This is a genomic window from Diaphorobacter sp. JS3051 (assembly GCF_015832135.1).
Classification (GTDB): domain Bacteria; phylum Pseudomonadota; class Gammaproteobacteria; order Burkholderiales; family Burkholderiaceae_C; genus Diaphorobacter; species Diaphorobacter nitroreducens.
The window spans coordinates 810,202-835,095 of the sequence record NZ_CP065406.1 but is presented as its reverse complement, the minus strand read 5'-3'; the positions used below and the strand labels follow the sequence as shown (position 1 = coordinate 835,095).

Here is a 24,894-nt window from a genome sequence, read left to right as displayed (position 1 = left end):
ATCAAACACTACACTAGACACTGTCTGGCGAATTGGCCAGGTTAGGAAGAACGACCGCATCTGCTGCAAGTTCGGGCGGCTGAATCCGCGCCCGAACTGCGCGGTCAAGTCAGCAGACAGCCGCTCAATCAACTGTTCGCCGTAACCGGCGCGCCGCTTGCCCTGTTGCTCGGCTTCGACGATGCGGCGGCCGATTTCCCAATAGCTCGCCGTCATCAGCGCATTGACGCTGCGCGCCGCCGCGTGCCGCGCGGCATCGAGCAGTTCGACGATGCCGCTGTGGATGCCGGCATAGCCGGCCGGTATGGCGGCGGGGGTTTTCCCCACCGCCGCGAGTGTCTTCTTGGTCATGCCGCCACCTCCGTAGAGCACGAGGCGCCGGTAATCGTCTTGCGCCGGTTCGCCACCAGCTCGGCCGCCTTGCGCACCGGATCATCCTCGGTGTGGACGTAGCGCATGAACATCACCACGGTCTTGTGCGCCGTCAGTGCCATGCCGACCTTCACCGGGATACCCGAGTTGGCAATGTCGGTCGCCGAGCGATGGCGGATGCCGTGCGTACCCACGTGCGTCGCGCCCGCCGCCTTGAGCGCGCGGCACCATCCGCCGTAATACTCGCCCGTGGTCAGGTGTTGCCCCGGATGGCGTGGCGACGGCAGCACGTAGCGAGCGCCTTCTTCGCGCGGCGCCATCGAGAGCAGCCGGTAGGCTTCCTCGCTCATGGGCTTGGACATGCCGCCGGTCTTGCTGTCGGGCCAGACGACGCGACGGTTTTCCAGATCGACCCATTCCCATTCGAGCGTGACGATTTCGGAGCGGCGGCCAGCGAACTCGAATTGCAGGCGGATCGCCAGAGGGATGACGTAGTTCTCCGACCCTTCGGCCTCGATCTTGTCGAGCTGCCGGAACAGCTTGCCCATGTCCTCGTCGCTGATGAGGTGGGTTGACTTACCGGCAGGGAACATCGGGACATGACGGCAAGGATTGGTGCCGTCCGGGCGGAAGCCCCACACTTCGGCCAGGTTGAACATCTTGCGCAAGACGCTGAAGACCTTGTTCGCTTCGGTCGGCTTGTACGAGAGCTTTTCCATCAGCCCCGCGATGTCGGGCCGCTTCACGTCCTGAACCTTCCTGCGCCCCAGGAGCGGAATGATGTTGCGGTTGATGACGCCTTGATAGCCGACGCGGGTGCTGGGCTTGTTGCGCTTCTTGGAGTAGTCCTCCATGAACTTCTTGCACAACTCTTCAACGGTGGGTGCTTTGCGCGCCTCGGCTTTGGCAGCGCCGGGATCACCGCCCCGGCGAACCTCGGCCAGCCAGTTCTGCGCCAGCGAGCGGGCTTGTTCGACGGTCAGTTCTCCGTACATGCCCAACGCCGGCTTGCGCCGCTCGCCGGCATTCGTGCGGTACTGGAGCATGAAGACCTTGCGACCGGCCGGTGTAATCTTGCACAGGAAGCCGGGAACGAGGGTGTCGCGCAGCTCGATGGCTTGCGCTTCGGGTTTTGCCGCATCGACTGCGGACTTGGTGAGCTTGATCTTGGCCATAGCTGACTCCTTGGAAAGACCCGTTTCCAGGAGCCTGTCAGGAGCCAAGCGGTTGGAAGCCGGGTCAAGTTTGAGAAAGCACCGGCATAGGATGAACTCGCGTAAGCTCTTGATAAACCTGCCACAACGAGCTGTGGCGTAGTCCAGCGAAGTTCGGTGCTGGAGTCATGCTGAAATAAAAAAAGGCGCTGCAACGCAAGTCACAGCGCCTTTTTGCAGAAGGCATGCCGGAAAGCCTGCTTCAGCCCTTCTTTTGCACCATCTTGATCACGCTGGAGAAATCCTCCCCCCCGTGCCCCGCAATGCTGTGCGCCGCGTAGATTGCGCGCGCCATGCCGCCCAGCGGGGTGCTGGCCTTGGTGGCGATGGCGTTTTCCTGGGCCAGGCCCAAATCTTTCAGCATCAGGTCGGTGCCGAAGCCTCCCGCGTAGCCCTTGCTGGCGGGGGCGTTCTCGTGCACGCCGGGGAAGGGGTTGTACTTTTCCAGCGCCCAGTTGCCGCCGGAACTGCGGCGCATGATTTCGCTCAGTACCTTGGGGTCCAAGCCGTTGGCGACGCCCAGCGCGATGGCTTCGCTGGTGCCCACCATCAGGATGCCCAGCAGCATGTTGTTGCAGATCTTGGCCGTCTGGCCCGCGCCCACGGCGCCGGCGTGGAAGATGTTGGCGCCCATTTTTTCCAGCAGGGGACGTGCGCGCTGCAGTTGCGCGTCGGTGCCGCCCACCATGAAGGTGAGGGTGCCGGCGATGGCGCCGCCCGTGCCACCCGATACGGGTGCGTCGATGAAGTCGATGCCCAGGGCTTCAGCGGCCTTGGCGACCTTCTGGCTGGTGGCGGCGGCTATTGTTGAGCTGTCGATCACCAGCGTGCCCTTGGCGATGCTGGCCAGCAGGTTGCCGTTGCCCAGGAACAGGCCTTCCACGTGTTGGCTGGCGGGCAGCATGGTGACGACGGCCTCGGCGCCCTGCACGGCGTCTTGCGCGCTGGTGGCGACCTGCAGGCCTTCGGCCCGGACCTTGGCAAGCGCGTCAGCGCTCAGGTCGAAGGCCTTCACGCTGTGGCCGGCCTTGTGCAGGTTGATGGCCATGGGCGCGCCCATGTTGCCCAGCCCGATGAATGCGATTTGCATGGTGGTTGTCTCCTGTGGTGTGTGATGGGAACTATGGTTTTGATAGCTGCCAGCGCTTGATGGGTGCGCGTTACAGGGCAAAAATGCCTGAAATCATGATCGCATGCCCTTGCTGCGGCTTGTGGCCGCCTTCGCCCGCCGGGGCGAGGCCTTGGCAAGCGGGTTGAAGGCGAGGGCGGTGTCAATCCAGTGCTCCCACTGGGCGCGCGTGGCGTAGGCAGCGGGCTCCAGCCAGAAGTAGCCGGCCATGCCGCCGCGCGGGTCCAGCTCGCGCACGCCGGGGGTTTCGGCGGTTGCGTCGTGCTGCTGCGGCGGCAGGCGCACCAACAGCTCTTCGCCTTTCACGCCCAGGCAGAGTTTGCCGTCCACCATGAAGGCGTGGCAGCCGAAGAGCGTGCGCTCCTCTACCTCCACCTGCGCGTTCAGCCGCTCGCCCAGTGCGTCGCGCACGGCGGCGATCAGGTGCAGCGCTTCGTCGGACAGGGGGCGGGCAGGCATGGTAGGTTTGGAGTTAAATAGGCCTCTAGCGCTTATCCATCCAGCGCGAGCAGCTATAATTTTTGAATATCAACGGATCACCTCCGGCGCGTCGCCGTCCAGCATGCGCCGGCCGATGATGACGCGCATGATCTCGTTGGTGCCTTCCAGAATCTGGTGCACGCGCGCGTCGCGCAGCAGGCGCTCCAGCGGGTATTCGCGGATGTAGCCGTAGCCACCGTGCAGTTGCAGCGCCTCGTTCACCACGTTGAAGCCCACGTCGGTGGCAAAGCGCTTGGCCATGGCGCAGTAGGTGGAGGCGTCGCGTGCGCCGGCGTCAAGTTTGCTGGCGGCCAGCCGCACCATCTGGCGCGCAGCCACCAGCTCGGTGGCCATGTCGGCCAGCTTGAATTGCAGCGCCTGAAAGCTGGCGATCGGCTTGCCGAACTGCTTGCGGTCTTGCATGTAGCGCTGGGCGTGCTGCAGTGCGCCTTGCGCGGCGCCAACCGAGCAGGTGGCGATGTTGATGCGCCCGCCGTCCAGCCCCTTCATGGCGATCTTGAAGCCTTCGCCCTCCTGGCCCAGCAGGTGGTTGGCGGGGATGCGCACGTTGTCAAAGCTGATCTGGCGCGTGGGCTGGCTGTTCCAGCCCATCTTTTCTTCCTTCTTGCCGTAGTGGATGCCGGGCAGGTTCGCGGGCACGGCAAAGGCGCTGATGCCGCCGGCGCCGGATTGCGCGTCGCCCGTGCGTGCCATGAGCACCAGCACATCGGTGCTGCCCGCACCGCTGATGAAGGCCTTGCTGCCGTTGATGACGTACTCGTTGCCGACCAGCTCCGCGCGCGTCTTGATGGAGGCGGCGTCAGAACCCGCGCCGGGTTCGGTCAGGCAGTAGCTGGCGAGCTTTTGCCCGCTGGCGAGTGCCTCGCCCCATTCGGCGCGCACGGCATCCGTGGCCCAGGTGCCCAGCATCCAGGTGGCCATGTTGTGGATGGTGATGAAGGCGGTGGTGCTGGGGTCCACGGCCGCCAGTTCCTCGAACACCAGCGTGGCGTCCAGGCGCGGCAGGGCCAGGCCACCGGCGCTCTCGGGTGCGTACAGGCCGCAAAAACCCAGCTCGCCCGCACGGCAAATAGCCTCGCGGGGGAAGATGCCCTGCGCATCCCACTCGGCGGCGTGGGGCGCCAGCTCCGCCTGGGCGAACTGGCGCGCGGTGTCGGCAAAGGCGCGCTGGTCTTCGCTGAGTTCAAAGTCCATGGCGGGTGTCTCCTTCTCTTATGTGTCTTATGGCTTGTTCGTCGTGGGCTGCGGCGCCTCGCCATGGTGCAGCCAGTGCATCAGGGCGTCGCGCCGCGCCTGGGTATGGACCGTCAGGCAGTCGTGGTACAGCCGCGGCCATTCGGGGCGGGACTCCGCCGCGCGCTGCGCCTGCTTGCACTGCGCGGCGCGCGTGCGCTGCCAGGCGGCGTGGTCCTGGCGCAGGGCAGGGCGTTCATGGGCCGACAGGGCACGCATCACATCGCCATACAGAATCTGAGTGGCGGTGTCCGCCTCCTGGTAGCGCTGCACGGCGCAGGCGTTGGTCTCATCCACCGTGCCGCCGGGGCGGCAGGCAGCGCCGGCCTGCGCCTGTGCCTGCGTGGCAGCCAGCAGGGCCGCGGCAACGGTCAGAACGCGCAGGCGGGCGGCATGGGGTCTCAAGCATCGGGTCATGCCGTCGATTTCACCATGCGCGTCCCGCGCGGCGCCGCTTACTTCAGGCTGATGGTGGTGTTCACGCCGTGGCTGGTGGTCGAGTCGTCAAACCAGCGCGCCGTGACGGTCTTGGTCTGCGTGTAGAACAGCACCACCTGCTTGCCGTAGGGGCCCAGGTCGCCCAGCTTGGAAGCGCGGCTGCCTGTGAAGGAGAACAGCGGCACGGGCACGGGGATCGGCACGTTGATACCCACCTGGCCCACGTCGATGTCTTCCTGGAACTTGCGCGCGGCAGCGCCGGACTGCGTGAAGATGGCCGTGCCGTTGCCGTTGGGGTTGGCGTTGATGAACTCGATGGCCTCGTCGATGTCCTCGGCGCCGGCCAGGCACAGCACGGGGCCGAAGATTTCCTGGTCATAAATGCTCATGCCGGGCTTCACGCCGCTGAAGATCGTGGGGCCGACGAAGTTGCCCTTCTCGTAGCCCGCCACCTGGGGCTTGCGGCCGTCCAGTTCCAGCGTGGCACCGTCGGCAATGCCGCGCTCGATCAGGCCCTCGACGCGCGACAGCGCGGCGCAGCTCACCAGCGGGCCCACGTCGGTGCCGGGCTCGGTGCCGGCGGACACCTTCAGCGTCTTGGCCTTCTCGACCAGCTCGGGGATCCAGTTGCGCGCCTCGCCCACCAGCACGGCGACCGACAGGGCCATGCAGCGCTGGCCGGCCGCACCGAAGGCGGCGCCGGCCAGGGCGTTCAGCGTCTGCTCCTTGTTGGCGTCAGGCATGACGATGGCGTGGTTCTTCGCACCCATCATGCATTGCACGCGCTTGCCGTTGAGGCTGGCGCGGTTGTACACATGGGTGCCCACCTTGGTGGAGCCCACGAAGCTGATGGCCTTGATGTCGGGGTGGTCGCAGATGGCGTTCACCGCGTCTTCACCGCCGTGGATCACGTTCAGCACGCCGGGGGGCACGCCGGCTTCCAGTGCCAGCTCGCACAGGCGCATGGTGACCATGGGGTCCTGCTCGGAGGGCTTGAGCACGAAGGTGTTGCCCGTGGCAATGGCCATGGGGAACATCCACAGCGGGATCATGGCGGGGAAGTTGAACGGCGTGATGCCGGCGCACACGCCCAGCGGCTGCATGAGGGTGTAGGTGTCCACGCCGTTGGCCACGTTGTTGGCCAGCTCGCCCAGCTGCAGCGTGCCGATGTTGGCGGCATGCTCCACCACTTCGAGGCCGCGGAACACGTCGCCTTCGGCGTCGGGCAGGGTCTTGCCTTGCTCGGCCGTCAGCAGGGCGGCCAGTTCCTTCATGTTCTCGCGGATGAGCTGCTGCAGCTTCAGGAAGATGCGTGCGCGCGTGCCGATGGGGGTCTTCTTCCAGGTCTTGAAGGCTTCCTTGGCGGAGGCCACGGCGGCGTTGATCTCGTCGGGCGTGGCAAAGGGCACGCGCGCCAGCACTTGCTGCGTGGCGGGGTTCACCACGTCGCGCCACTGGGTGGTCTTGGACTCGACGAACTGGCCGCCGATCAGCAGCTTGACGGTGGGGGCCTTCACGGCCTGGGAGGTGGATGCGTCCATGGTTGTCTCCTGGGGTCCTGGGGTGGTCTGCAATGGAGCCGGCACGGCAAGTGCCGACTTGGCATGGGCTGCATCGTAGTTGTGCGAAATTGCGTAGGCAATAGACAATCACGCACCTTGGCTTTGCAAATTTGCACATCACCGCAGAGGAGCCGCATGGATTGGGACAATTTGCGCTACTTCCTTGAGCTGGCGCGCACCGGCACGCTGGCAGGGGCCGCGCGCCGCACCGGTGTGGAACACACGACAGTGGCGCGGCGCATCCAGGCGCTGGAAAAACAGATGGGTGCGCCGCTGTTCGCCCGCGAGGCGGCGGGACACCGGCTGACGGAAACCGGCCGCCACCTGCTGCCCGCCGTCGAGGCCATGGAGGCCGCCGTGCTGGGGGTGGAGCGCGCATCGCCCGCCAACTCCCCGGGCGCGGGCCCCTCCGGACTGGTGCGCGTGGGTGCCACCGAGGGTTTTGGCACGGTGGTGCTGGCGCCGCATCTGGCGCGGCTCACACAGAAGCACCCGCACTTGTCCATCGACCTGCTGGCTCTGCCGCGCATGCTGCACCTGAGCCGGCGCGAGGCGGACATCGTGATTTCGTTAGAGCGGCCCAAGCGCGGCTCGGTGATCGTCACCAAACTCGCCGACTACACCCTGCGTCTCTACGGGCAGCGCGAGTACCTGGCGCGCAGACCGCTGGTGGCCAAGCGTGAAGACCTGCGCCACCACGCCTTCATCAGCTACGTGGACGACTTGCTGTTCACGAAAGAGCTGCAGTTCATCGACCAGCTCTACCCGCCCGAGCGTTTTGCGCTGCGCAGCACCAGCATCACCGCGCAGTACGAGGCCGTGCGCGCCGGCGCGGGCCTGGCCGTGCTGCCCGCGTTCCTGGCCGACCGTGACCCTGTACTTGCGCGCGTGCTGCCCCACGAGGCCGAGTTCACACGCACCTTCTGGATGAGCATGCCGGCCGAGGCCAAGCACCTGGCGCGCATGCAGGCGGTGTGGGCCTTCCTGAAAGACGTGGGCCAGCGCGAGGCGGCATCGCTGGTCCCAGGTAAACCGGCGGCAGGCTAGGGCACGCTGCGGCATACAGAAAAAGGCCCCCGCATGCGGGGGCCTTGCGGACCAGGGGATCAGCGAGGATCAACCTGTTCTTTGTTCTTGCCCGACGTGCCCTGGCTGGATGAGGTAGCGCTGTTGCTGCTGCTGCTCTTTTGCCCGCTGCCGCCGCGCGAGGTGCGCCAGGTGTTGAAGTCATCGGCAAACCTCTCATAGCGCTCCTTGCGCCAGGAGTCGTAGTCGTCATCCAACTGGCGCAATTGGTCCTGGCGCCACTGGTGGTAGTCGGGGTCGTTCTGAAAGCGCCCGCGCTGCTCTCCGCCGGTGCCGGAGTACTGCGAACCAAAGTCCGCGTCGCGATGGCCTTCATAACCTTGGCCTTGGGAGCCGTACCCCTGCGAACCGTACCCCCCGTAGCCGCTCTGGCCCACGGGTGTTCAAGTCCTGCGCGATCGCGCCTGACCCTTGTCTTTCATGAATGGAGTGAGCTATGCAGAACGTTTCTGATGTGATGACCCGCGGGATCCGCACCATGGCACCCGACGACACCCTGACCACCGCCGCGCAGGCCATGCGCGAGTTGAATGTGGGAGCCTTGCCGGTGTGCAATGGCGAGCGCCTGGTGGGCATGGTGACGGACCGCGACATGGTGCTGCGCGGCCTGGCCGAAGAGCGCACCCACTCGCGCCTGAACGAGGTCATGTTCCGCGAGGTGTACTACTGCTACGAAGACCAGCCCGTGGACGAAGCCATCGCGTCCATGCGCGACATGCAGGTGCGCCGGCTGCCCGCGGTGGATCGTGACCAGCGGCTGGTGGGTATCGTGTCGCTGGGCGACGTGGCCACCAACGTGGACGAGCGCCAGTCCGGCACGGCGATCCGCGACATCTCCAGTCCTTCAGAGCCGACCGGCGCAGCCAATCGGCCGCCAGTGGCGCCGCAGGCGGCGGCCAGACCTCGTGACGACACACGGCTGCACGCACTGCTGCCCCTCGCCACAGCGGGGCGCAGGCCCCCCGTTTTTTTATATGCGCCCCATCAGCAGCAGGATGAGCACGATCACCACCACCAGCCCGACACCACCGCCCGGACCGTAGCCCCAGGAACGGCTGTACCCCCAGGTCGGCAGCACGCCGATCAGGATCAGCACCAGGATGATGAGCAGCAGGAGGGAAATCGACATGGTTTTCCTTTCGTTGGCAACGCGGGCATCGCGTGGCCTCATCGTGCGGGCGCTGGAGGCGCCCGCAGCTAGGCAGGCGGTGCATGGCGTGGTCAGGCAGCATGCCGAGCGGGCTGTAGGCCAAGGCCCCGCTCTTGCCTGGACAGTGGCCGGCGCTTCGCTGCCGGCTGCGCGGGCCGCCGCGTGCAGGTTCGCTGAAGGATGGGTTTGCCTGTGCGGCCCGGCCGCGCACAATGCACATGCCATGGTGTCAACGCGGCGCCATGGCCCTCCGCGTAGCCTCGCGTGCCGCATGCAGAGCCCGCTGGCGCAGCACCATGACAGCACCCACGGTTGATCCCAGGAATCCTTCCCATGAACTCTGTGTCAAAAGTGCCTGCAAGCCATACCGGAAGAGCGCTATCAGCTATTATTAACATAGCATTGACCGCCGCCGCCATGCTGGCGGGCGGCGAGGCGCTTTCCCAGGAGGTCGCACCCGTACACCCCGTGCCCGCGCGCGGTGAGGCGTCGGCGGAGGTAGTGGCTTCGGGCCTGAGCCATCCGTGGGGTCTGGCCTTCTTGCCGGGCGGGCGCTTCCTCGTCACCGAGCGGCCCGGCCGCCTGCGCGTGGTGGAGGCCGACGGGCGCCTGGGGCCGCCGCTGGCCGGGTTGCCGCAAGTGGCAGCGGGCGGGCAGGGCGGCCTGCTGGATGTGATCACCGATGCGGACTTCACTCGCAACCGGCGCATCTTCTTTTGCTACTCCGAACCCGCACCGAAGGGCGGCGGCAACAGCACGGCCCTGGCCAGCGCCACGCTGGCGCCGGACGCGGCGGCGCTGCAGGACATGAAAGTGCTCTTCAGCCAGCGTCCCAAGGTGGCGAGCCAGTTGCACTTTGGCTGCCGCATCGTGCAGGCGCCGGACGGCCATCTGTTTCTCACGCTGGGCGAGCGCTACGGCCGCAAGGAGGACGCCCAGCGCCTGGACAACCACCTGGGCAAGGTCGTGCGCATAGCGCCCACGGGCGGCGCGGCGCCCGGCAACCCGCTGGCGGGCCGCGCGGGCGCGCTGCCGGAGATCTGGAGCTGGGGCCACCGCAACCCGCAGGGAGCGGCCTGGGGGCCAGACGGTCGGCTGTGGATCCATGAGCACGGCGCGCAAGGGGGCGACGAGATCAACCGCCCCGAAGCAGGCCGCAACTACGGCTGGCCGGTGATCACCTATGGCGAAAACTATGGCGGCGGCAAGATCGGCGAGGGCACGGCCAAGGACGGCATGGAGCAGCCGCTGCATTACTGGGTGCCGTCGATCGCGCCGTCGGGGATGGCCTTTCTCACCAGCGACCGGTACGGCACGGCCTGGAAGGGGAGCCTGTTCGTGGGTTCTCTCAAGTTCGCACGGCTGCACCGGCTGGAGCTGCAGGGCGCGCAGGTGGTGCGCGACGAGTACCTGCTGGACGGCCTGGGCGCGCGCATCCGTGACGTGCGCCAGGGGCCGGACGGTTGGTTGTACTTGCTCACCGACAGCCCGGACGGGCAGTTGCTGCGCCTGAGGCAACCTTGAACACGCCTGCGCGAGGACGCGCCACAGTGCGGGACCGGCTGCGAGGGGGGCGTCCCCTTGCCCGAATCGGGACATGCGGCGCACGGGGAACTTGCGCGCCGTTGCCCCGCTGCTACCCGTAGCGCCTGCGACAATGACCGCCCGACTGAACAACGATGACCGCCATGCTGCTTGACGCCTCCGAATCCCAACTCGTTCTCGTGGATTACCAGGAACGCCTGATGCCCGCCATCTTCGAGGCAGAAGCCGTACTGGCCAACGCGCGCAGGCTGGCGCAGATTGCCAGGCTGATGGACGTGCCGGTGTGGGGCACGGAGCAGAACCCTTCGCGCCTGGGGCCCAACGACGCCGCGTTGCGCGCGCTGTGCCAGCGCACCTTGTCCAAGATGCACTTCAGCGCCACCGAGGAGGGCCTGGGCGAGTGGCTGCGCCCGCCCGCCAAGGCCCAGGGCGGCAATGCGCGCAGCCTGCCCAAGCACCTGCAAAAGGGCCGCGAGCCCCAGGCGCCGGAGCGCGCCAGCATCGTGGTGGCCGGCTGCGAGGCCCATGTCTGCCTGCTGCAGACGGCGCTCGACCTGCTGGAGGATGAGTTCGAGGTATGGGTGGTGACGGACGCCTGCAGCTCGCGCACGGAGCGCAACCGCGACGCCGCCTTCGACCGACTGGCCGGCGCCGGCGCCGAGCTGGTAACCACCGAGATGGTGGCCTTCGAGTGGCTGCGCAGCTGCGAGCACCCGGCATTCAAGGAGATGCTGGCCTTGGTCAAATAGGCCTCTCGGGCACACCCAACAAGCGCTAACAGCTATGAATAGTGAAGCGCAAAGGTGGGCTGGGCGCAGAGGGGTGCGGCGAGCGCCGCGTCAAGGACCGTGTCTGGGACCGCGTCGGCGACCGCGTCTGCGACCGCGTCAGCTTCCCGCAAGCGCGGCATGAATAATTATGAATTTTGGATAACCACCGACCCGCGCCACGTCGACGCGGAGGATTCCAAGGAGACAGCACCATGGCCGCCGACTATGCCGACTTCTACCGCCGCTCCATCGACGAGCGCGACGCCTTCTGGGCCGAGCAGGCTCGCCTGATCGACTGGCAGCAGCCGCCGCAGCAGATCTGCGACTGGAGCAACCCGCCGTTCGCCAAGTGGTTCGTGGGCGGCACCACCAACCTGTGCCACAACGCGGTGGACCGCCACCTGGCCGAGCGCCCGCTGCAAAACGCGCTGGTGGCCATCTCCACCGAAACCAATACCGAGCGCGCCTACACCTACGCCGAGCTGCACCAGGAAGTGCAGCGCATGGCCGCCAGCCTGCAGACGCTGGGCGTGCGCCAGGGCGACCGCGTGCTGATCTACATGCCCATGATTGCCGAGGCGGCGTTCGCCATGCTGGCGTGCGCACGCATCGGGGCCATCCATTCGGTGGTGTTCGGTGGGTTCGCGTCGTCGTCGCTGGCTTCGCGCATCGAGGACGCCGAGCCCACGGTGATCGTGAGCGCCGATGCGGGCTCGCGCGGCGGCAAGGTGGTGCCCTACAAGCCGCTGCTGGACGAGGCCATCGAACTGTCGGCCCACAAGCCCGCGGCCGTGCTGCTGGTGGACCGGGGCCTCGCGCCCGCCGCCATGCGCGCGGGCCGCGACCACGACTGGGCGGCACTGCGCGCGCGGCACATGGATGCGCAGGTGCCCTGCATCTGGGTGGACGCCACGCAGCCCAGCTACACCCTGTACACCAGCGGCACCACCGGCAAGCCCAAGGGCGTGCAGCGCGACACGGGCGGCTACACCGTGGCGCTGGCGTCCAGCATGCGCCACATCTTCGAGGCACAGCCGGGCGACACCTATTTCTGCACCAGCGACATCGGCTGGGTGGTGGGCCACAGCTACATCATCTACGGCCCGCTGATTGCCGGCATGACCACCATCCTGTACGAAGGCCTGCCGGTGCGGCCCGACGCGGGCATCTGGTGGAGCATCGTCGAGAAATACCGGGTCACGCACATGTTCTCGGCCCCCACGGCGGTGCGCGTGCTCAAGAAGCAAGACCCGGCCTACCTGAAGAAATACGACATCCGCAGCCTGAAGGCGCTGTGGCTGGCGGGCGAGCCCCTGGACGAGCCCACGGCGCAGTGGATCAGCGACGCGCTGCAGGTGCCCATCATCGACAACTACTGGCAGACCGAGACCGGCTGGCCCATCCTCACGCTGTGCAACGGCGTGCAGAAGCAAACCTCGCGCTTCGGCAGCCCGGGCAAGGCCGTGTACGGCTACAACGTCCAGCTGATCGACGAGGCCACGGGCGAGGAGCTGACCCAGCCCAACCAGAAGGGCGTGGTGGCCATCGAGGGGCCGCTGCCCCCTGGCTGCCTGCAGACCGTGTGGCGCAACGATGATCGCTTCGTCAACACCTACTGGAAGAGCATTCCCGGCCGGCTGGTCTACAGCACGTTTGACTGGGGCATCCGCGATGCCGACGGCTACTACTTCATCCTGGGCCGCACCGACGACGTGATCAACGTGGCCGGCCACCGCCTGGGCACGCGCGAGATCGAGGAATGCATCGCCGGCCACCCCAATGTGGCCGAGGTGGCCGTGGTGGGCGTGGCCGACGCGCTGAAAGGCCAGGTCGCGATGGCCTTCGCGGTGCCGCGCGATGCCTCGGGCCTCACCGACGAGGCCGCGCGCCTGAAGCTGGAAGGCGAGGTGATGAAGCAGGTCGATACCCAACTGGGCGCCGTGGCCCGCCCGGCGCGCGTGCTGTTCGTGACGATGCTGCCCAAGACCCGCAGCGGCAAGCTGCTGCGCCGCGCCCTGCAGGCCGTGGCCGAGCGCCGCGACACGGGCGACCTGACCACCATGGAAGACCCCGTGGCACTGCAGCAGATCAAGGAACTGCTGGGCTGACGCGCGGGAATTTGCTCTCGATTTGATAGCTTTCAGCGCTTGTTGGACGGGCGCTGGAAGCTTTTTTATTGCTTGATTCGATACGCCATCAAGCGGCTATCGCCGCCGCCGGTGGTACGGGCGCGGCGGCCTGGCTTGTGGCGCGCCATGGTGCGGGGGCCTGCCAGGCCTTCGCCCAGTCCATGAACTGCTCCACGGGCATGGGCATGGCGATGCAGTAGCCCTGCGCGTGGTGGCAGCCCATCTGCAGCACTGCCAGGCCTTGCTCCACCGTTTCCACCCCTTCGGCCACGATGCCGCAGCCAAAGGAATGCGCCAGGCCGATCACGCCCTGCACGATGGCCCGGTCGCCCGCATCGCCCAGCATGCCGGCGACGAAGCTGCGGTCCAGCTTGAGGTGGTCCATGGGCAGGCGGCGCAGGTACGCCAGCGACGAGTAGCCCGTGCCGAAGTCGTCGAACGAGATCTGCATGCCCAGCGCGCGCAGTCTGGTCAGCTCCCGCGCCACGTGGTCGATGTCGTAGAGCGCGGCGCTTTCGGTGAGCTCGATGGCCAGCAGCCGCGCCGGCACCGCGGGGTGCTGCGCCAGTCGCAACGCCATCCAGTCCGCAAAGCCCCGGCGGTGCAGGTGCTCGGGCGTGATGTTGATGCTGACGGGCAGTTCCAGACCCTGCGCCATCAGGCGGGCGATCTGCTGCAGCGCGGTGTCCACCACCCATTCGCCAAAACGCATCTGCAGCTCGGCATGCCCTTCGATGAGGTGCAGGAAATGCACGGGCGACAGCAGGCCGCGCTCGGGGTGCTGCCAGCGGGCCAGGGCCTCGGCCCCCACCACGGTGCCCAGCCGCATGTCCACTTTGGGCTGCAGGAACAGTGTCAGTTCGCCACGCTGCAGCGCGCGCAGCAGTTCGCCGCACTGCTCGCGCCGCAGTTGCCGGGCGCGCTCCTGGGCGGCGTCAAAGCCATGGAAGCGGTTGCGCCCCGCCTGCTTGGCCGCATACATGGCCTGGTCGGCATGGCGCAGCAGGGTGTCGGCGTCGGCCTCATCGTCGGGGTAGAGGGTGTAGCCGATGCTGGCGGTGACCAGCACGCGCTCGCCGTCCAGCGTGTAGGGGGCCGCGACGCTCTCCATCACCGTATGCAGGCGCCGCTCGCATTCCTCGGCATGGGCCAAGCCCGACAGCAGGATCACGAACTCGTCCCCGCCCAGCCGCGCCACTGAGTCGCTCAGGCGCAGGGCGCGCTTGAGCCGCTCGGCCACCACCACCAGCAGCCGGTCGCCCGCCGCGTGGCCCAGGCGCTCGTTGACGGGCTTGAAGCCGTCCAGGTCCAGGTAGGCCACGCCCAATTGCTGGCCGCGCGCACGGCTGTGCTCCATGCCTGCGCGCAGCCGCCGCTCCAGCATCACCCGGTTGGGCAGGCCGGTGAGTGCGTCGTAATGGGCCATGCGCTCCAGTTGCCGCTCCTGCTGGCGCTGGCTGCTCACGTCGATGGACATGCCCACCATGCGCGCGGGCTGCCCGGCGGCGTCGTACGCCACCACCTTGCCCACGCTGCGGATCCAGCGGCCGTCGCCCTGGGGAGCAAGCACCTCGCAGGTCACGTCGAACGGCTTGTGCGGCTCCTGCAGGTGGCGCCGCAGCTCCTGGGTAACCACGTCGATGTCTTCCGGCGTGATACCCGACGCCCAGTGCACTGCAGCGCTGGCCCCGGGCTCCACGGGCGCCAGCCCGTACATGGCGCGCCAGCGCGCGTCGCCCGTGACTTCGCAGCTGGGCAGGTTCCAGTCCCACAGGCCCAGCGCCGCCGCCTCGATGGTGAGCGACAGCAGTTCCTCGCGCTCGCGTACGCGCTGTTCGGTCTGCTTGCGCTCGGTGATGTCGTGCAGGCCGAACAGCCAGCAGGCCTCGCCGTTCACTTCGATGGGGCTCATGGACTGCAGCACGGTGCGCTTGTCGCCGCCGCGCGTGGTCAGTTCCAGCTCGTAGCCCACAAGCTGCCCTTCGGCCGTCGCCGCCTCCAGCAGCGTCGCGCGGGTGGGGGCGGAGTAGATGCCCAGTTCCACCACCGTGCGCCCCACGGCTTCCTGGCGGGTGTAGCCCAGGGCCTGCTCCCACGCCGGATTCACGTCGAGGTAGGTGCCGTCCTCGCGGCGCGAGAACCCCAGCGGGTAGGGCAGCAGCTGGAAGATGCGCGCCAGCCGTTCTTCGGAAGAACGCAGCCGCTGCGCCGCGCGGCGCGGCTCGTCGATGTCCTGCAGGATGCCGCGCACGCGCACCACGCGGTCGCCCTCGATGATGGGCTCCCCGCGCACGCGCACCCAGACCAGGCGCCCATCGGCGCGCACGATCTCGATTTCCTGGCTCCACACAGTGCGCTTGCGCAGGCAGTCGCGCAGGGCTGCGTGCATGGCTTCCCGCCAGGCGGGTGCGACGAACTGCTGCACATAGTCGCGCGGCAGCGGCGTGCCCGGGTCCAGCCCGTGGATGTCGAAGCACACGTCGGACCAATAGGTGATGCCCTTGCCCGGCTCTTCCTCCCACACGCCCAGCCGCGCCATCCAGCCCGCCTGGCGCAGCAGGCGGTTGGCGGCGAGCAATTCATCGCGCACACGGCGCTCCTGCGTCATGTCGTGGAACACGAAGACCAGGCAGTCCTCGCCCTCAATGCGCGACACCCGTCCCGACATGAGGCCCGGCACTTCGGCGCCGTCGCGCAGCGCCGTCATCGGCAGGCCGCGGACCTCGCCCTGGTTGCGCAGCGCCTCGGTGAGGCGGGCGCGCTCCTGCGTGTCGCCCCACACGCCCAGTTCCATGGACGAACGTCCCAAAATCTGGTCGCGCGGCTTGCCCAGCAACCGCTCGAACGCAGGGTTCACGTCCAGGTAGCACCCGTCGGACAGGCGGGTGATGCCCGCGGCGTCGGGCAGAGTCTGGTAGACGGTGGTGTATTTGGCTTCGGACACGCGCAGCGCGTCGCGCATCTCGTGGTGCTCGGTGATGTCCAGGTCAATGCCGGCCATGCGCAGCACGCGTCCGGCGGAGTCGCGCTCCACCGCGTGCCCGCGCGAGACCACCCAGCGCCAGTGGCCCTCGTCATCGCGCATGCGCGACTCGGCATGGAAGCTCTCTTCCAGTCCGTCCTGCACGCGCTGCAGGTACGCGCCCAGGCGCTCGCGGTCGTCGGGGTGGCGCCGGGCGTTCCAGCGTTGCCATGACTCGCGCACATCGAAGGCGCGCAGCGGTGTGAAGTCCTCGTCGTCGGGACTGTTGGCCAGGCCGAAAGCCCGGTAAAAGCGCCCGTGGTAGGTAAAGCGGCTGTTGCGCAGATCCCATTCCCAGCGCCCGCCGCCGGAGGCCTTGAGCACGCGCAGCAGCTCGTCCTCGTGCTGTCCCAGCGTCTGCAGCGACCGGGCCCGCGCACGCAGCAGCTCAACGGCGCCGCACAGCGCCACCACGCCGAAGGCGTAGCGCCAGGGAATGCCCTGCCACGGGGCCGATCCCCCCTGCGCGGCGAGGGCGCTGGCCGTCTCGGTCCAGGGCAGCAGCGCGGGCGGCACCAGCACGGTGAGCGCGACCACCAGCGATATCGCCGTCAAGCGTGTCGCGCGCCCCAGCTGCCACGCCAGGCAGCCCATCAGCCAACAGGCCGCGGACAGGCTGATCATGGCACCCCAGTGGGCCGGCGCGTCCAGCCAGCCGCTGGCCAGCGCAGCCACTGCGGCCACGCCACCGCACAACGGCCCGAACAGGAACGCGGCCGAAACGATGATGGGCGGGTGGATGTACGCCACTCCGGGCGCGTCTAGGGCCTGTTCACACTATTTTTGCCAGTGCGAATGGCGTGAAAACCGCGCCAATCTAGGCGCGTGACGACGCCAAGGCCGGGGCCTTGGCTAGTGTAGTGTTGCATTCTGTTTGGAACTTAATCGGCTATTGGCGCGGATGACCTTTTGCAGGATGTCGCGAGCGTTCTTGGTCCAGATGAACGGCTTGGGGTTGGTGTTGTGATGCGCGATGTACTCATCGATGGCCGAGACGAGTTCGGGCACGCTGGTGAACACCCCGCGGCGTAGCCGGTTCTCGGAGATGTCGCGAAAGAAGCGCTCGACCATGTTCAGCCACGATGCCGAGGTCGGCGTGAAGTGCATGTTGAATCTGGGGTGCTTGGCCAGCCACTCCTGCACAGCTGGATGCTTGTGCGTGGCGTAGTTGTCGGCGATCAGATGCAGCGTCTTGTCCTTGGGCGTCTCCCGATTGATTTGACGCAGGAACTTCAGCCACTCGATGTGGGTGTGGCGCTGCTGGCACTGGCCGATGACCTGACCGTTGAGCACGTTGAGCGCAGCGAACAAGGTGGTTGTGCCGTTGCGCTTGTAGTCGTGCGTCATGGTGGCCGCGCGCCCCTTCTTGAGCGGCAGCCCGGGCTGCGTTCGGTCCAGCGCCTGCACCTGGCTCTTTTCGTCGCAGCACAGCACCAGCGCATGCTCGGGCGGCGACATGTAAAGCCCCACGATGTCTTCGAGCTTTTGCACGAACTGCGGATCGCGCGAGACCTTGAAGCCGCGCACGATGTGAGGCTTGAGACCGTGGGCCTGCCAATGGCGCATCACGGTGCTGGCGCTGACGCCCAACTCAGCGGCCATCGTGCGCGTGCTCCAGTGCGTGGCCGCCTCGGGCTTGGTCTGTGTGGTTAGCTTCACAAGCTTGGCCACATCCACCTTCACCGGCGGTGCGCCGCGCGGCAAGTCGCGCTCGATACCTTGCAGCCCCAATTGCAGGTAGCGTTCACGCCAGCGCGCCACCTGCACGCGCCCAATGCCAAGCTGCTCGGCAATATCCTTGTTTTGCAGCCCCTGCGCGGCCAGCAGCACGATCTGGGCGCGCTGGGCCAATCTGACGCTGGTGCGCTTGGAGCGCGCCAGCCGGCTCAGCTCGCTTTCCTCTTCATCCGTCAACACAATCGTCGGGGCAACTCGCAATTTTTCACTCCAATGCAAACCGTAGTAGAGCATTGGAGCGTGGTTGCTCAATTAAGTTTCATTAAGAATCAAACACTACACTAGGAGGGCAACGACGAATGGCGCGGTTTTCACTCCGTTCCCTCCGGGTTGCGATCAAAAAGGGCCATTCGCGGCGTTGCCAAGCCTCGCTGGGGTAGCACCCCAGCTTCGTTTGGCGCCTTGCGCCTGGCCCTTTTTGATCGCAACGCATCTGGCAAAAATAGTGTGAACAGGCCCTAGCGGCATGCCCTGCAGGGCCACCAGCGTCGACGCCGCCCCGGCCACCAGGCCCAGCGCGATGCGCACGCCGCGCGAGGGTTGCAGCAGGACGGATTGCGGCAGCGCGGTCGCCCCGGCGATCAGCAGCAGGTGCACGATGCCGGAGAGGAACACCTCAGTGGGCATATCCCTCCTGTGCATCCGCGCGCTGGTTGCCCCCGCGGTCCCCGCCATCCTGGCGCAATGGCGCAGCGCCCGCGGGCCGCGGCCCGGGGATGCGTGCAACGGCAGGGAATACGGCGAAGGCGCAAGGCGACACGTTTCAGAGTGTATTGCGCCCGGCGGTCCATGTGCGTGCCGTGCGTCGCGCAGCGGACCCGCGGGCGTCGGGTGAAACCCTGCCGCGGCGCGTCAGGGCGCCTTTGTACCCGGCCGCACCGCGCCGCCCACCAACCCCGTGGAGAGCGCCGTGCCGCACGCAATGATCACGCCGCAGCCCAGCATCCACGGCGTCACCGCTTCGCCCAGAAACACCGCGCCGTAGAACACTGCGAACACGGGCGCCAGGAAAGTCACGGCCAGCGCCCGGCTGGGGCCGGCATTGGCAATCAGGCGAAAGTAGAGGATGTACGCTATGCCCGTGCACAGCACGGCAATGGCGGCGATGGCCGCCCAGGCGCGCAGGCTCGGCGTCTGCGCGGGCCAGGCCCACCACATGGGCAGAGCCAGCCCGAGCGCCGCGCCCACCTGGCTGCCCGTGGCCGTGGCCAGTGGCGGAATGCCCACCAGGTAGCGCCGTGCGTAACTGGCGGCCACGGCATAGCAGGTGGACGCCAGCAGGCACGCCGCAATGGCCCAGCCCGCCTGGCTGCCGCTGGCGCCCACGCCAGCCGGTGCGCGCCAGGCCAGCAGCGCCACGCCGACGAAGCCCAGCGCCAGCCCCGCCCAGCGCAGCCGGCTGATGCGGTCGCCCAGCCACAGCCAGGCCACCAGCGCGCCGAACAGCGGCACCGTGGCATTAAGAATCGATGTCAGCCCGGTGGCGATGTGCATCACCGCCCAGGCGAACAGCGCGAACGGGATCGCCGAGTTGATGAGCCCGGCGAACAGCACGGGCCGCCAGTGGCGCCGCAGCGCGGGCCATTCGCCCCGGTGCAGCAGGAAGGGCCAGAGGAACAGGGCCGCCATCAGCACGCGCAGCCCGGCCATGGGCAGCGGGCCGAACTCGGCCGCGCCCAGGCGCATGAAGAGGAACGACGCCCCCCACAAGCTGGACAGCAACACGAACTCGCCCACCCAGGCGGGCGCGTGGGGGGAGAGGGCCTCAGCGCTCGTGTGTGGTGCTGTCATGCGAAATTCAATAGAGGGGTGAAGGGAACGGCGCGGGCTTGCGGGTCCGACTCCAGCGCCAGCAGCGCCTTCTTGCGCGGCAGTCCCCCCGCGTAGCCGGTGAGGGCGCCCGCACTGCCGACGGCGCGGTGGCAGGGCACGACGACGCTGAGGGGGTTGCGCCCCACGGCTGCGCCCACGGCACGCACCGCGGTAGGCCGGCCGATCTGGCGTGCCAGCGCGCCATAGCTGGTGGTGGCGCCATGCGGAACGGCCAGCAACGCCTGCCACACGGCCTCCTGGAAGGGTGTGCCGCCCGACAGGTCCAGCGGCAGATCGAACCGCGTGCGTTCGCCCCGCAGAAACTGCTGCAGTTGCTGGGCCGCCGCGCGCAGCACGGGATGCGCATCGTCTGTGGGCCACGCGGGCGCGGCATCCAGTTGCGCGGGCTGGTGGCGCTGGCCGTCGAACCAGAGCCCGACCAGGCCTTTCGCGCTGGCGGCCAGGCGCACGTCGCCCAGGGCCGTTGCGATGCGGCTTTGCACGGTGTCGCGGGGGTATTGCATGGTGAATCCTTCATTAAACGCGAAATTTGCCTTTTGCGCAGGCGCACCCAGCGCCGGCAGCTATTGGTCTGATAGCACCAGAGCCAAACCACTCCACGCGCGCAGCACGCCATAGCTGCGCCAGGGGCGCCAGGCGCGGGCTGCTTCGGTGGCGGCGCGCGCGGGTTGCGGCTGGCCCTGCACGCCCAGCGCCTTGTGCAGCGCCACGTCTCCGGCCGGAAAGGCGTCGGGCCAGCGCAGGGCGCGCATGGCGATGTACTGCGCCGTCCAGTCGCCAATACCGGGCAGGGCACGCAGCGCGTCCAGCGTGGCGGGTACGTCGGCGCTGGCATCCAGCAGCAGCGTGCCCGCGTCCACGGCCTGCGCAAGCGCCACGATGGCGGCCTGCCGCTGGCGCACGATGCCCAGGCTGCCCAGTGCGTCACCTTGCGCCGCGGCCAGAGCGGCCGGTGTGGGAAACAGCCGATGCAGGTCTGGCCACGGCGTGGCGATGGGCTCGCCAAAGCGTTCCAGCAGCCGCTGCGCCAGCGTGCGCGCGGCGGCCACCGTGATCTGCTGGCCCAGCACGGCGCGCACCGCCAGCTCGAAGCCGTCGAACGCGCCCGGCACACGCAGGCCGTCGCCCTCCGGGAAGGAGGGGTGCAGCACCGCGTTGATGGCCTGCGGGTCCGCGTCCAGGTCGAACAATGCGCGCACCCGCGCGATGAGCTGCGGCAGCACGGGCTGCAGGCCGTCGCTGACGCGCAGCCACAGCTGGGGGCGCCCGTCATCGAAGCCGGCTTCCAGCCAGCCGGTGAAAACGGTGCCCGCGCTTGCCAGCCGCACCGTTCTGCGCAGAACCTGCACCCCCGGCCCGGTGCGGATGCTCTCCATGCCGTGAATCTGCCGCGCCGCCAGAAAGCCCATCAGCGCGGCCGTGTCGTAGGGCGGGCGCAGGCCCAGACGCACCGCACGGGCGCCTGCCTGTACCCCATCGGGTGCGGCGCCTTGCCGGCGCAACTGGGTGGGATTGAGTCCGTAGTGGGTATTGAACGCCGCGTTGAAGCGGCGCACGCTGGCAAAGCCGCTGGCCAGCGCCACCTGGGTGACGGGCAGATCGGTATCGGTCAGCAACTGCTTGGCCGCCAGCAGCCGGCGCGTCTGCAGGTACTGCAACGGCGAGATGCCCAGCGCGGCCTCGAAGATGCGGCGCAGGTGCCGGTCGCTCACGCCCAGGCGCGCGGCCAGCTGCGCCACCACGGCGCCGCCTTCGCACGCGCCCCAGGACTGCGGCGCATCCAGCATCCGCAGCGCCTGGCGCACGAGGATGCCCGATGCGTCCTGCACCGACCAGGCCAGCGCCTGCGGCGCCAGCTCGGGCCGGCAGCGCAGGCAGGGGCGAAAGCCGGCACTCTCGGCCTGCGCCGCCAGCGTAAAAAAACGGCAGTTTTCGCGCCGGGGCGTGCGCACGGCACAGACGGGACGGCAGTAGATGCCGGTGGAGGTCACGCCGGTGAAGAACCGTCCGTCAAACCGCGCATCCCGGGCCCGCAGGGCCAGGTAGCGGGCCTCGTCGTCGTCCGCCGCAGAGGCGGCGCTGGCGGGTGGAGCAGGGGAATGAAGAACGTCGGGCATGGGGCCATGATAGGCACGCGCAGCCGTTCTACTGGCCGTTTTCGGACATGCGCCTGGCCGGCCTCAGTTAGGCCCCCGGCTGACAGGGGCGCGCCTGGACCGGGCCTACAATTCCGGCCTCTCTGCCGGCCTTCCTGCCGGCCTTGCCTGGACGGCGGACCTCCCGGTCCAGCCCCTTATCTCCAAGGAATCCCCTGTGCAGCTTTCCCCCGCGATCTTCAAGGCCTACGACATCCGCGGCATCGTGCCCAGCACGCTCAACGACGACGTGGCCCGCGCCCTCGGCCGGGCCTTTGGCACCGCCGCACTCGCGCAGGGCGAGCGTACGGTGGCCGTGGGACGCGACGGGCGCCTGTCGGGCCCGGCACTCTCGGCCGCGCTGATCCAGGGCCTGGTAGACGCGGGCGTCGAGGTCATCGACATCGGCATGAGCACCACGCCCCTGCTGTACTTCGCGGCCAGCACGCTGTGCGCCAGCGGCATCCAGGTCACGGGCAGCCACAACCCCAAGGACTACAACGGCTTCAAGATGGTGCTGGCCGGTCGCGCGATCTACGGCGAGGAAATCCAGCAGTTACGCCGCACCATGGAGCAGCAGAGCTGGCAGCTGCGCGAAGGCGGCCACGTGCGCCATGAGGACGTGCTGCCCGCCTACGTGCAACGCATCGTGGGCGACGTGAAGCTCGCGCGGCCCATGAAGATCGTGGTGGACAGCGGCAACGGCATCGCCGGCGCGTCGGCGCCCGGCATCTTCCGTGCACTGGGCTGTGAGGTGATTGAGCTGTTTTCGGAGGTGGACGGCAACTTCCCCAACCACCACCCCGACCCCAGCAAGCCCGACAACCTGCGCGACGTGATCGAGGCCTTGAAGAGCAGCGACGCCGAACTGGGCCTGGCCTTCGACGGCGACGGCGACCGCCTGGGCATCGTGACCAAGGACGGTCAGAACATCTTCCCCGACCGGCAGATGATGCTGTTCGCCCAGGATGTGCTCTCGCGCGTGCCGGGTGCACCCATCCTGTTCGACGTGAAGTGCACGCAGCGCCTGGCGCCCGCCATCGAGGCCGCGGGCGGCCAGCCGCAGATGTACAAGACCGGCCATTCGCTCATCAAGGCACGCATGAAAGAGCTGGACGCGCCCCTGGGCGGCGAGATGAGCGGCCACATCTTCATCAAGGAACGCTGGTTCGGTTTTGACGACGGCACGTATGCAGGCTGCCGCCTGCTGGAAATCCTGAGCCGCCATGCAGACCCCAGCGCCGTGCTGAACGCCCTGCCCACGAGCCATTCCACGCCCGAACTCAACGTGCATTGCGAGGAGGGCGAGCCCCATCGCCTGACGGCCGAGTTGCAGGCGCTGGCAGCCGACGCGTTTGGGGCGCCGGCCCGCATCAGCACCATCGACGGCCTGCGCGTGGACTGGCCCGATGGCTTTGGCCTGATCCGCGCCAGCAACACCACGCCGGTGCTGGTGCTGCGCTTCGAGGGCCACACCGACGCCGCGCTGCAGCGCATCGAAGCCGCCATGCTGGCGCTGCTGGAACGCGTGAAGCCCGGCGCCCAGGTGGGCGGCGCCGCGCACTGATTGCGGGCAGCGCGGGCGGCATGCACCAGCTCATCCTGTGGCTCTACAGCCTGGCCGTGTGGCTGGCCACGCCGCTGCTGCTGCGCAAGCTGCGCCGCCGTGCGCTCACCGAGCCCGGCTACGCCGTGGCCGTGCCCGAGCGCTTCGGCCACTACCCGCCGCCCATGGACAGCCTGTCGCCGTCATCGGAGACCGAGGCCGACGAGCAGTTCATCTGGATCCACGCCGTCTCCCTGGGGGAGACACGCGCGGCGGCCATCCTGCTGAAGGAACTGCGCCCGCTGCTGCCCGGCATGCGCCTGCTGCTCACCCACGGCACGGCCACGGGCCGGGCCGAGGGCGAAAAGCTGCTGCTGCCCGGCGACGTGCAGGTGTGGCAGCCCTGGGACACGCCCGGGGCCGTGCGGCGCTTTCTGCGGCAGTTCCGCCCGTCCATCGGCATCCTCATGGAGACGGAGATCTGGCCCAACCTCGTCGCGGCCTGCCGCCGGCGGCGCATCCCGCTGGTGCTGGCCAACGCGCGGCTCAACGAAAAGTCGCGCGCCGGCGCGCGCCGGCTGGGCTGGCTGTCGCGCCCGGCCTACGCCGGCCTGTCGGCCGTGTGGGCGCAGACCGAGGATGACGCCTCCCGGCTGCGCGACGTGGGCGCGCAGGTGGCGGGAGTCTTCGGCAACCTGAAGTTCGACGTGGTGCCGTCACCCACCCTGCAGGCGCAGGGCCGCGCGTGGCGCGCCGCCAGCGCCCGACCGGTGGTGCTGCTGGCCAGCAGCCGCGAGGGCGAAGAGGCCATGTGGCTGGAGGTTTTGAAGCAAAAAACGCCTATAACGCCCGCCAATCAAGCGCCAGCAGCTATTGATTCAGGAGTGAATCAATCCGTGCAGTGGTTGGTGGTCCCGCGCCACCCCCAGCGTTTTGACGAGGTGCAGCGCCTGTGCGAGGCCGCCGGCCTGCGCGTGTCGCGGCGCAGCCAGTGGACCGCGCAGCCGGACAGCGCCGATGTGTGGCTGGGCGACTCGCTGGGCGAGATGGCGCTGTATTACGGTCTGGCCCACGTGGCGCTGCTGGGAGGCAGCTTTGCGCCGCTGGGCGGGCAGAACCTCATCGAGGCCACGGCAGGCGGCTGCCCCGTGGTCATGGGCCCGCACACCTTCAACTTTGCCGAGGCGGCGCGCCTGGCCATCGACGCCGGCGCCGCGCTGCGCGTGGCCGACATGGCCGAGGGCGTGGCCGCCGCGGCCGCCCTGGCGCAGGACCCGCAGCGGCGGAGGGCGCTGTCCGAGCGCTGCGTGGCATTCACCGAGGAGCACCGCGGCGCGGCCCTAGACACGGCCCTGGCCGTCCTGCAGCGCCTGCGCGAGGCCGTGGACGACCGTCCCGACTGAGCGGCCCGCCCGCGTTTCCTGCAACCACGACTGCAACCACGACTGCGAGGGCGCTGACACAGCGCAAGCCGCTGGCGTTGCCTGTCTCG

At 68.2% G+C, this 24,894-nt stretch carries 20 protein-coding genes and 2 pseudogenes; 7 read left to right on the top strand and 15 right to left on the bottom strand.

From position 1 onward, the window contains the following. Positions 1–15: 15 nt before the first annotated feature. The 7 genes and pseudogenes from I3K84_RS03925 to I3K84_RS03895 all read right to left on the bottom strand — a co-directional run. A pseudogene (locus I3K84_RS03925) lies at positions 16–351 on the bottom strand (DUF1016 N-terminal domain-containing protein); the annotation flags it as partial. Then, positions 348–1,547, bottom strand: coding sequence for a site-specific integrase (locus I3K84_RS03920; protein ID WP_038843585.1), 1,200 nt, complete (start codon positions 1,545–1,547; stop codon positions 348–350). The gene I3K84_RS03920 and the pseudogene I3K84_RS03925, both read right to left, overlap by 4 nt. 241 nt (positions 1,548–1,788) lie before the next feature. Beyond that, positions 1,789–2,757 carry a 3-hydroxyisobutyrate dehydrogenase gene (mmsB, locus tag I3K84_RS03915; protein ID WP_255519470.1) on the bottom strand — a complete coding sequence of 323 codons (969 nt, stop codon included), beginning with the start codon at positions 2,755–2,757 and terminating at the stop codon, positions 1,789–1,791. A gap of 12 nt (positions 2,758–2,769) precedes the next feature. Next, positions 2,770–3,174: a TfoX/Sxy family protein gene (locus tag I3K84_RS03910; RefSeq protein WP_196995565.1), complete on the bottom strand. Its 405-nt coding sequence runs from the start codon at positions 3,172–3,174 to the stop codon at positions 2,770–2,772. A 69-nt stretch (positions 3,175–3,243) separates the two neighbouring features. Beyond that, positions 3,244–4,410: an acyl-CoA dehydrogenase family protein gene (locus I3K84_RS03905; RefSeq protein ID WP_011805250.1), complete on the bottom strand. Its 1,167-nt coding sequence runs from the start codon at positions 4,408–4,410 to the stop codon at positions 3,244–3,246. 27 nt (positions 4,411–4,437) lie between these two features. Beyond that, positions 4,438–4,866, bottom strand: a complete 429-nt coding sequence (locus I3K84_RS03900; protein ID WP_196995564.1) for a lysozyme inhibitor LprI family protein — start codon at positions 4,864–4,866, stop codon at positions 4,438–4,440. A 38-nt stretch (positions 4,867–4,904) separates the two neighbouring features. Continuing rightward, complete coding sequence (locus tag I3K84_RS03895) at positions 4,905–6,428, bottom strand: CoA-acylating methylmalonate-semialdehyde dehydrogenase (protein ID WP_196995563.1); 1,524 nt, start codon at positions 6,426–6,428, stop codon at positions 4,905–4,907. 156 nt (positions 6,429–6,584) lie between these two features. On the opposite strand from I3K84_RS03895, the gene I3K84_RS03890 reads away from it, so the two are divergent. After that, positions 6,585–7,496: a LysR family transcriptional regulator gene (locus I3K84_RS03890; protein WP_103737656.1), complete on the top strand. Its 912-nt coding sequence runs from the start codon at positions 6,585–6,587 to the stop codon at positions 7,494–7,496. Between the two features lie 59 nt (positions 7,497–7,555). On the opposite strand, the gene I3K84_RS03885 is transcribed toward I3K84_RS03890, so the two are convergent. Continuing rightward, positions 7,556–7,912 carry a hypothetical protein gene (locus I3K84_RS03885; protein WP_196995562.1) on the bottom strand — a complete coding sequence of 119 codons (357 nt, stop codon included), beginning with the start codon at positions 7,910–7,912 and terminating at the stop codon, positions 7,556–7,558. A gap of 59 nt (positions 7,913–7,971) precedes the next feature. On the opposite strand from I3K84_RS03885, the pseudogene I3K84_RS22180 reads away from it, so the two are divergent. Beyond that, a pseudogene (locus I3K84_RS22180) lies at positions 7,972–8,268 on the top strand (CBS domain-containing protein); the annotation flags it as partial. A 237-nt stretch (positions 8,269–8,505) separates the two neighbouring features. On the opposite strand, the gene I3K84_RS03875 reads toward I3K84_RS22180, so the two are convergent. Further along, positions 8,506–8,664: a DUF3309 family protein gene (locus I3K84_RS03875; protein ID WP_011805256.1), complete on the bottom strand. Its 159-nt coding sequence runs from the start codon at positions 8,662–8,664 to the stop codon at positions 8,506–8,508. Between the two features lie 354 nt (positions 8,665–9,018). On the opposite strand from I3K84_RS03875, the gene I3K84_RS03870 reads away from it, so the two are divergent. The 3 genes from I3K84_RS03870 (at position 9,019) to I3K84_RS03860 (ending at position 13,108) form a co-directional block, all read left to right on the top strand. After that, positions 9,019–10,209 carry a PQQ-dependent sugar dehydrogenase gene (locus I3K84_RS03870; RefSeq protein ID WP_370567775.1) on the top strand — a complete coding sequence of 397 codons (1,191 nt, stop codon included), beginning with the start codon at positions 9,019–9,021 and terminating at the stop codon, positions 10,207–10,209. Positions 10,210–10,373: 164 nt separating this feature from the next. After that, positions 10,374–10,979 carry an isochorismatase family protein gene (locus I3K84_RS03865; protein WP_196995561.1) on the top strand — a complete coding sequence of 202 codons (606 nt, stop codon included), beginning with the start codon at positions 10,374–10,376 and terminating at the stop codon, positions 10,977–10,979. A 233-nt stretch (positions 10,980–11,212) separates the two neighbouring features. Then, entirely contained in the window at positions 11,213–13,108 is a 1,896-nt protein-coding gene (locus I3K84_RS03860) for a propionate--CoA ligase (protein ID WP_011805259.1), read from the top strand. Between the two features lie 88 nt (positions 13,109–13,196). On the opposite strand, the gene I3K84_RS03855 is transcribed toward I3K84_RS03860, so the two are convergent. From I3K84_RS03855 to I3K84_RS03830, 6 genes are all read right to left on the bottom strand, one after another. Next, positions 13,197–16,901, bottom strand: coding sequence for an EAL domain-containing protein (locus I3K84_RS03855; protein ID WP_231403407.1), 3,705 nt, complete (start codon positions 16,899–16,901; stop codon positions 13,197–13,199). A 102-nt stretch (positions 16,902–17,003) separates the two neighbouring features. Then, positions 17,004–18,122, bottom strand: coding sequence for an IS630 family transposase (locus I3K84_RS03850; RefSeq protein WP_231403305.1), 1,119 nt, complete (start codon positions 18,120–18,122; stop codon positions 17,004–17,006). A gap of 102 nt (positions 18,123–18,224) precedes the next feature. Further along, entirely contained in the window at positions 18,225–18,515 is a 291-nt protein-coding gene (locus tag I3K84_RS03845) for a hypothetical protein (protein WP_196995560.1), read from the bottom strand. Between the two features lie 225 nt (positions 18,516–18,740). Next, on the bottom strand, positions 18,741–19,679 hold the full coding sequence (locus I3K84_RS03840; protein ID WP_196995559.1) for a DMT family transporter: 939 nt from the start codon (positions 19,677–19,679) through the stop codon (positions 18,741–18,743). Beyond that, entirely contained in the window at positions 19,676–20,224 is a 549-nt protein-coding gene (locus tag I3K84_RS03835) for a methylated-DNA--[protein]-cysteine S-methyltransferase (RefSeq protein WP_196995558.1), read from the bottom strand. The genes I3K84_RS03840 and I3K84_RS03835 overlap by 4 nt, the downstream gene beginning before the upstream one ends. Before the next feature lie 60 nt (positions 20,225–20,284). Further along, entirely contained in the window at positions 20,285–21,838 is a 1,554-nt protein-coding gene (locus tag I3K84_RS03830) for a DNA-3-methyladenine glycosylase 2 family protein (protein WP_196995557.1), read from the bottom strand. A gap of 196 nt (positions 21,839–22,034) precedes the next feature. Between I3K84_RS03830 and I3K84_RS03825 the strand changes: the two genes are divergently transcribed. Further along, positions 22,035–23,423 (top strand): phosphomannomutase/phosphoglucomutase, encoded by a 1,389-nt coding sequence (locus tag I3K84_RS03825; protein ID WP_196995556.1) that lies wholly within the window; start codon positions 22,035–22,037, stop codon positions 23,421–23,423. Positions 23,424–23,443: 20 nt separating this feature from the next. Continuing rightward, positions 23,444–24,805: a 3-deoxy-D-manno-octulosonic acid transferase gene (locus tag I3K84_RS03820; protein ID WP_196995555.1), complete on the top strand. Its 1,362-nt coding sequence runs from the start codon at positions 23,444–23,446 to the stop codon at positions 24,803–24,805. Positions 24,806–24,894: the final 89 nt, after the last annotated feature.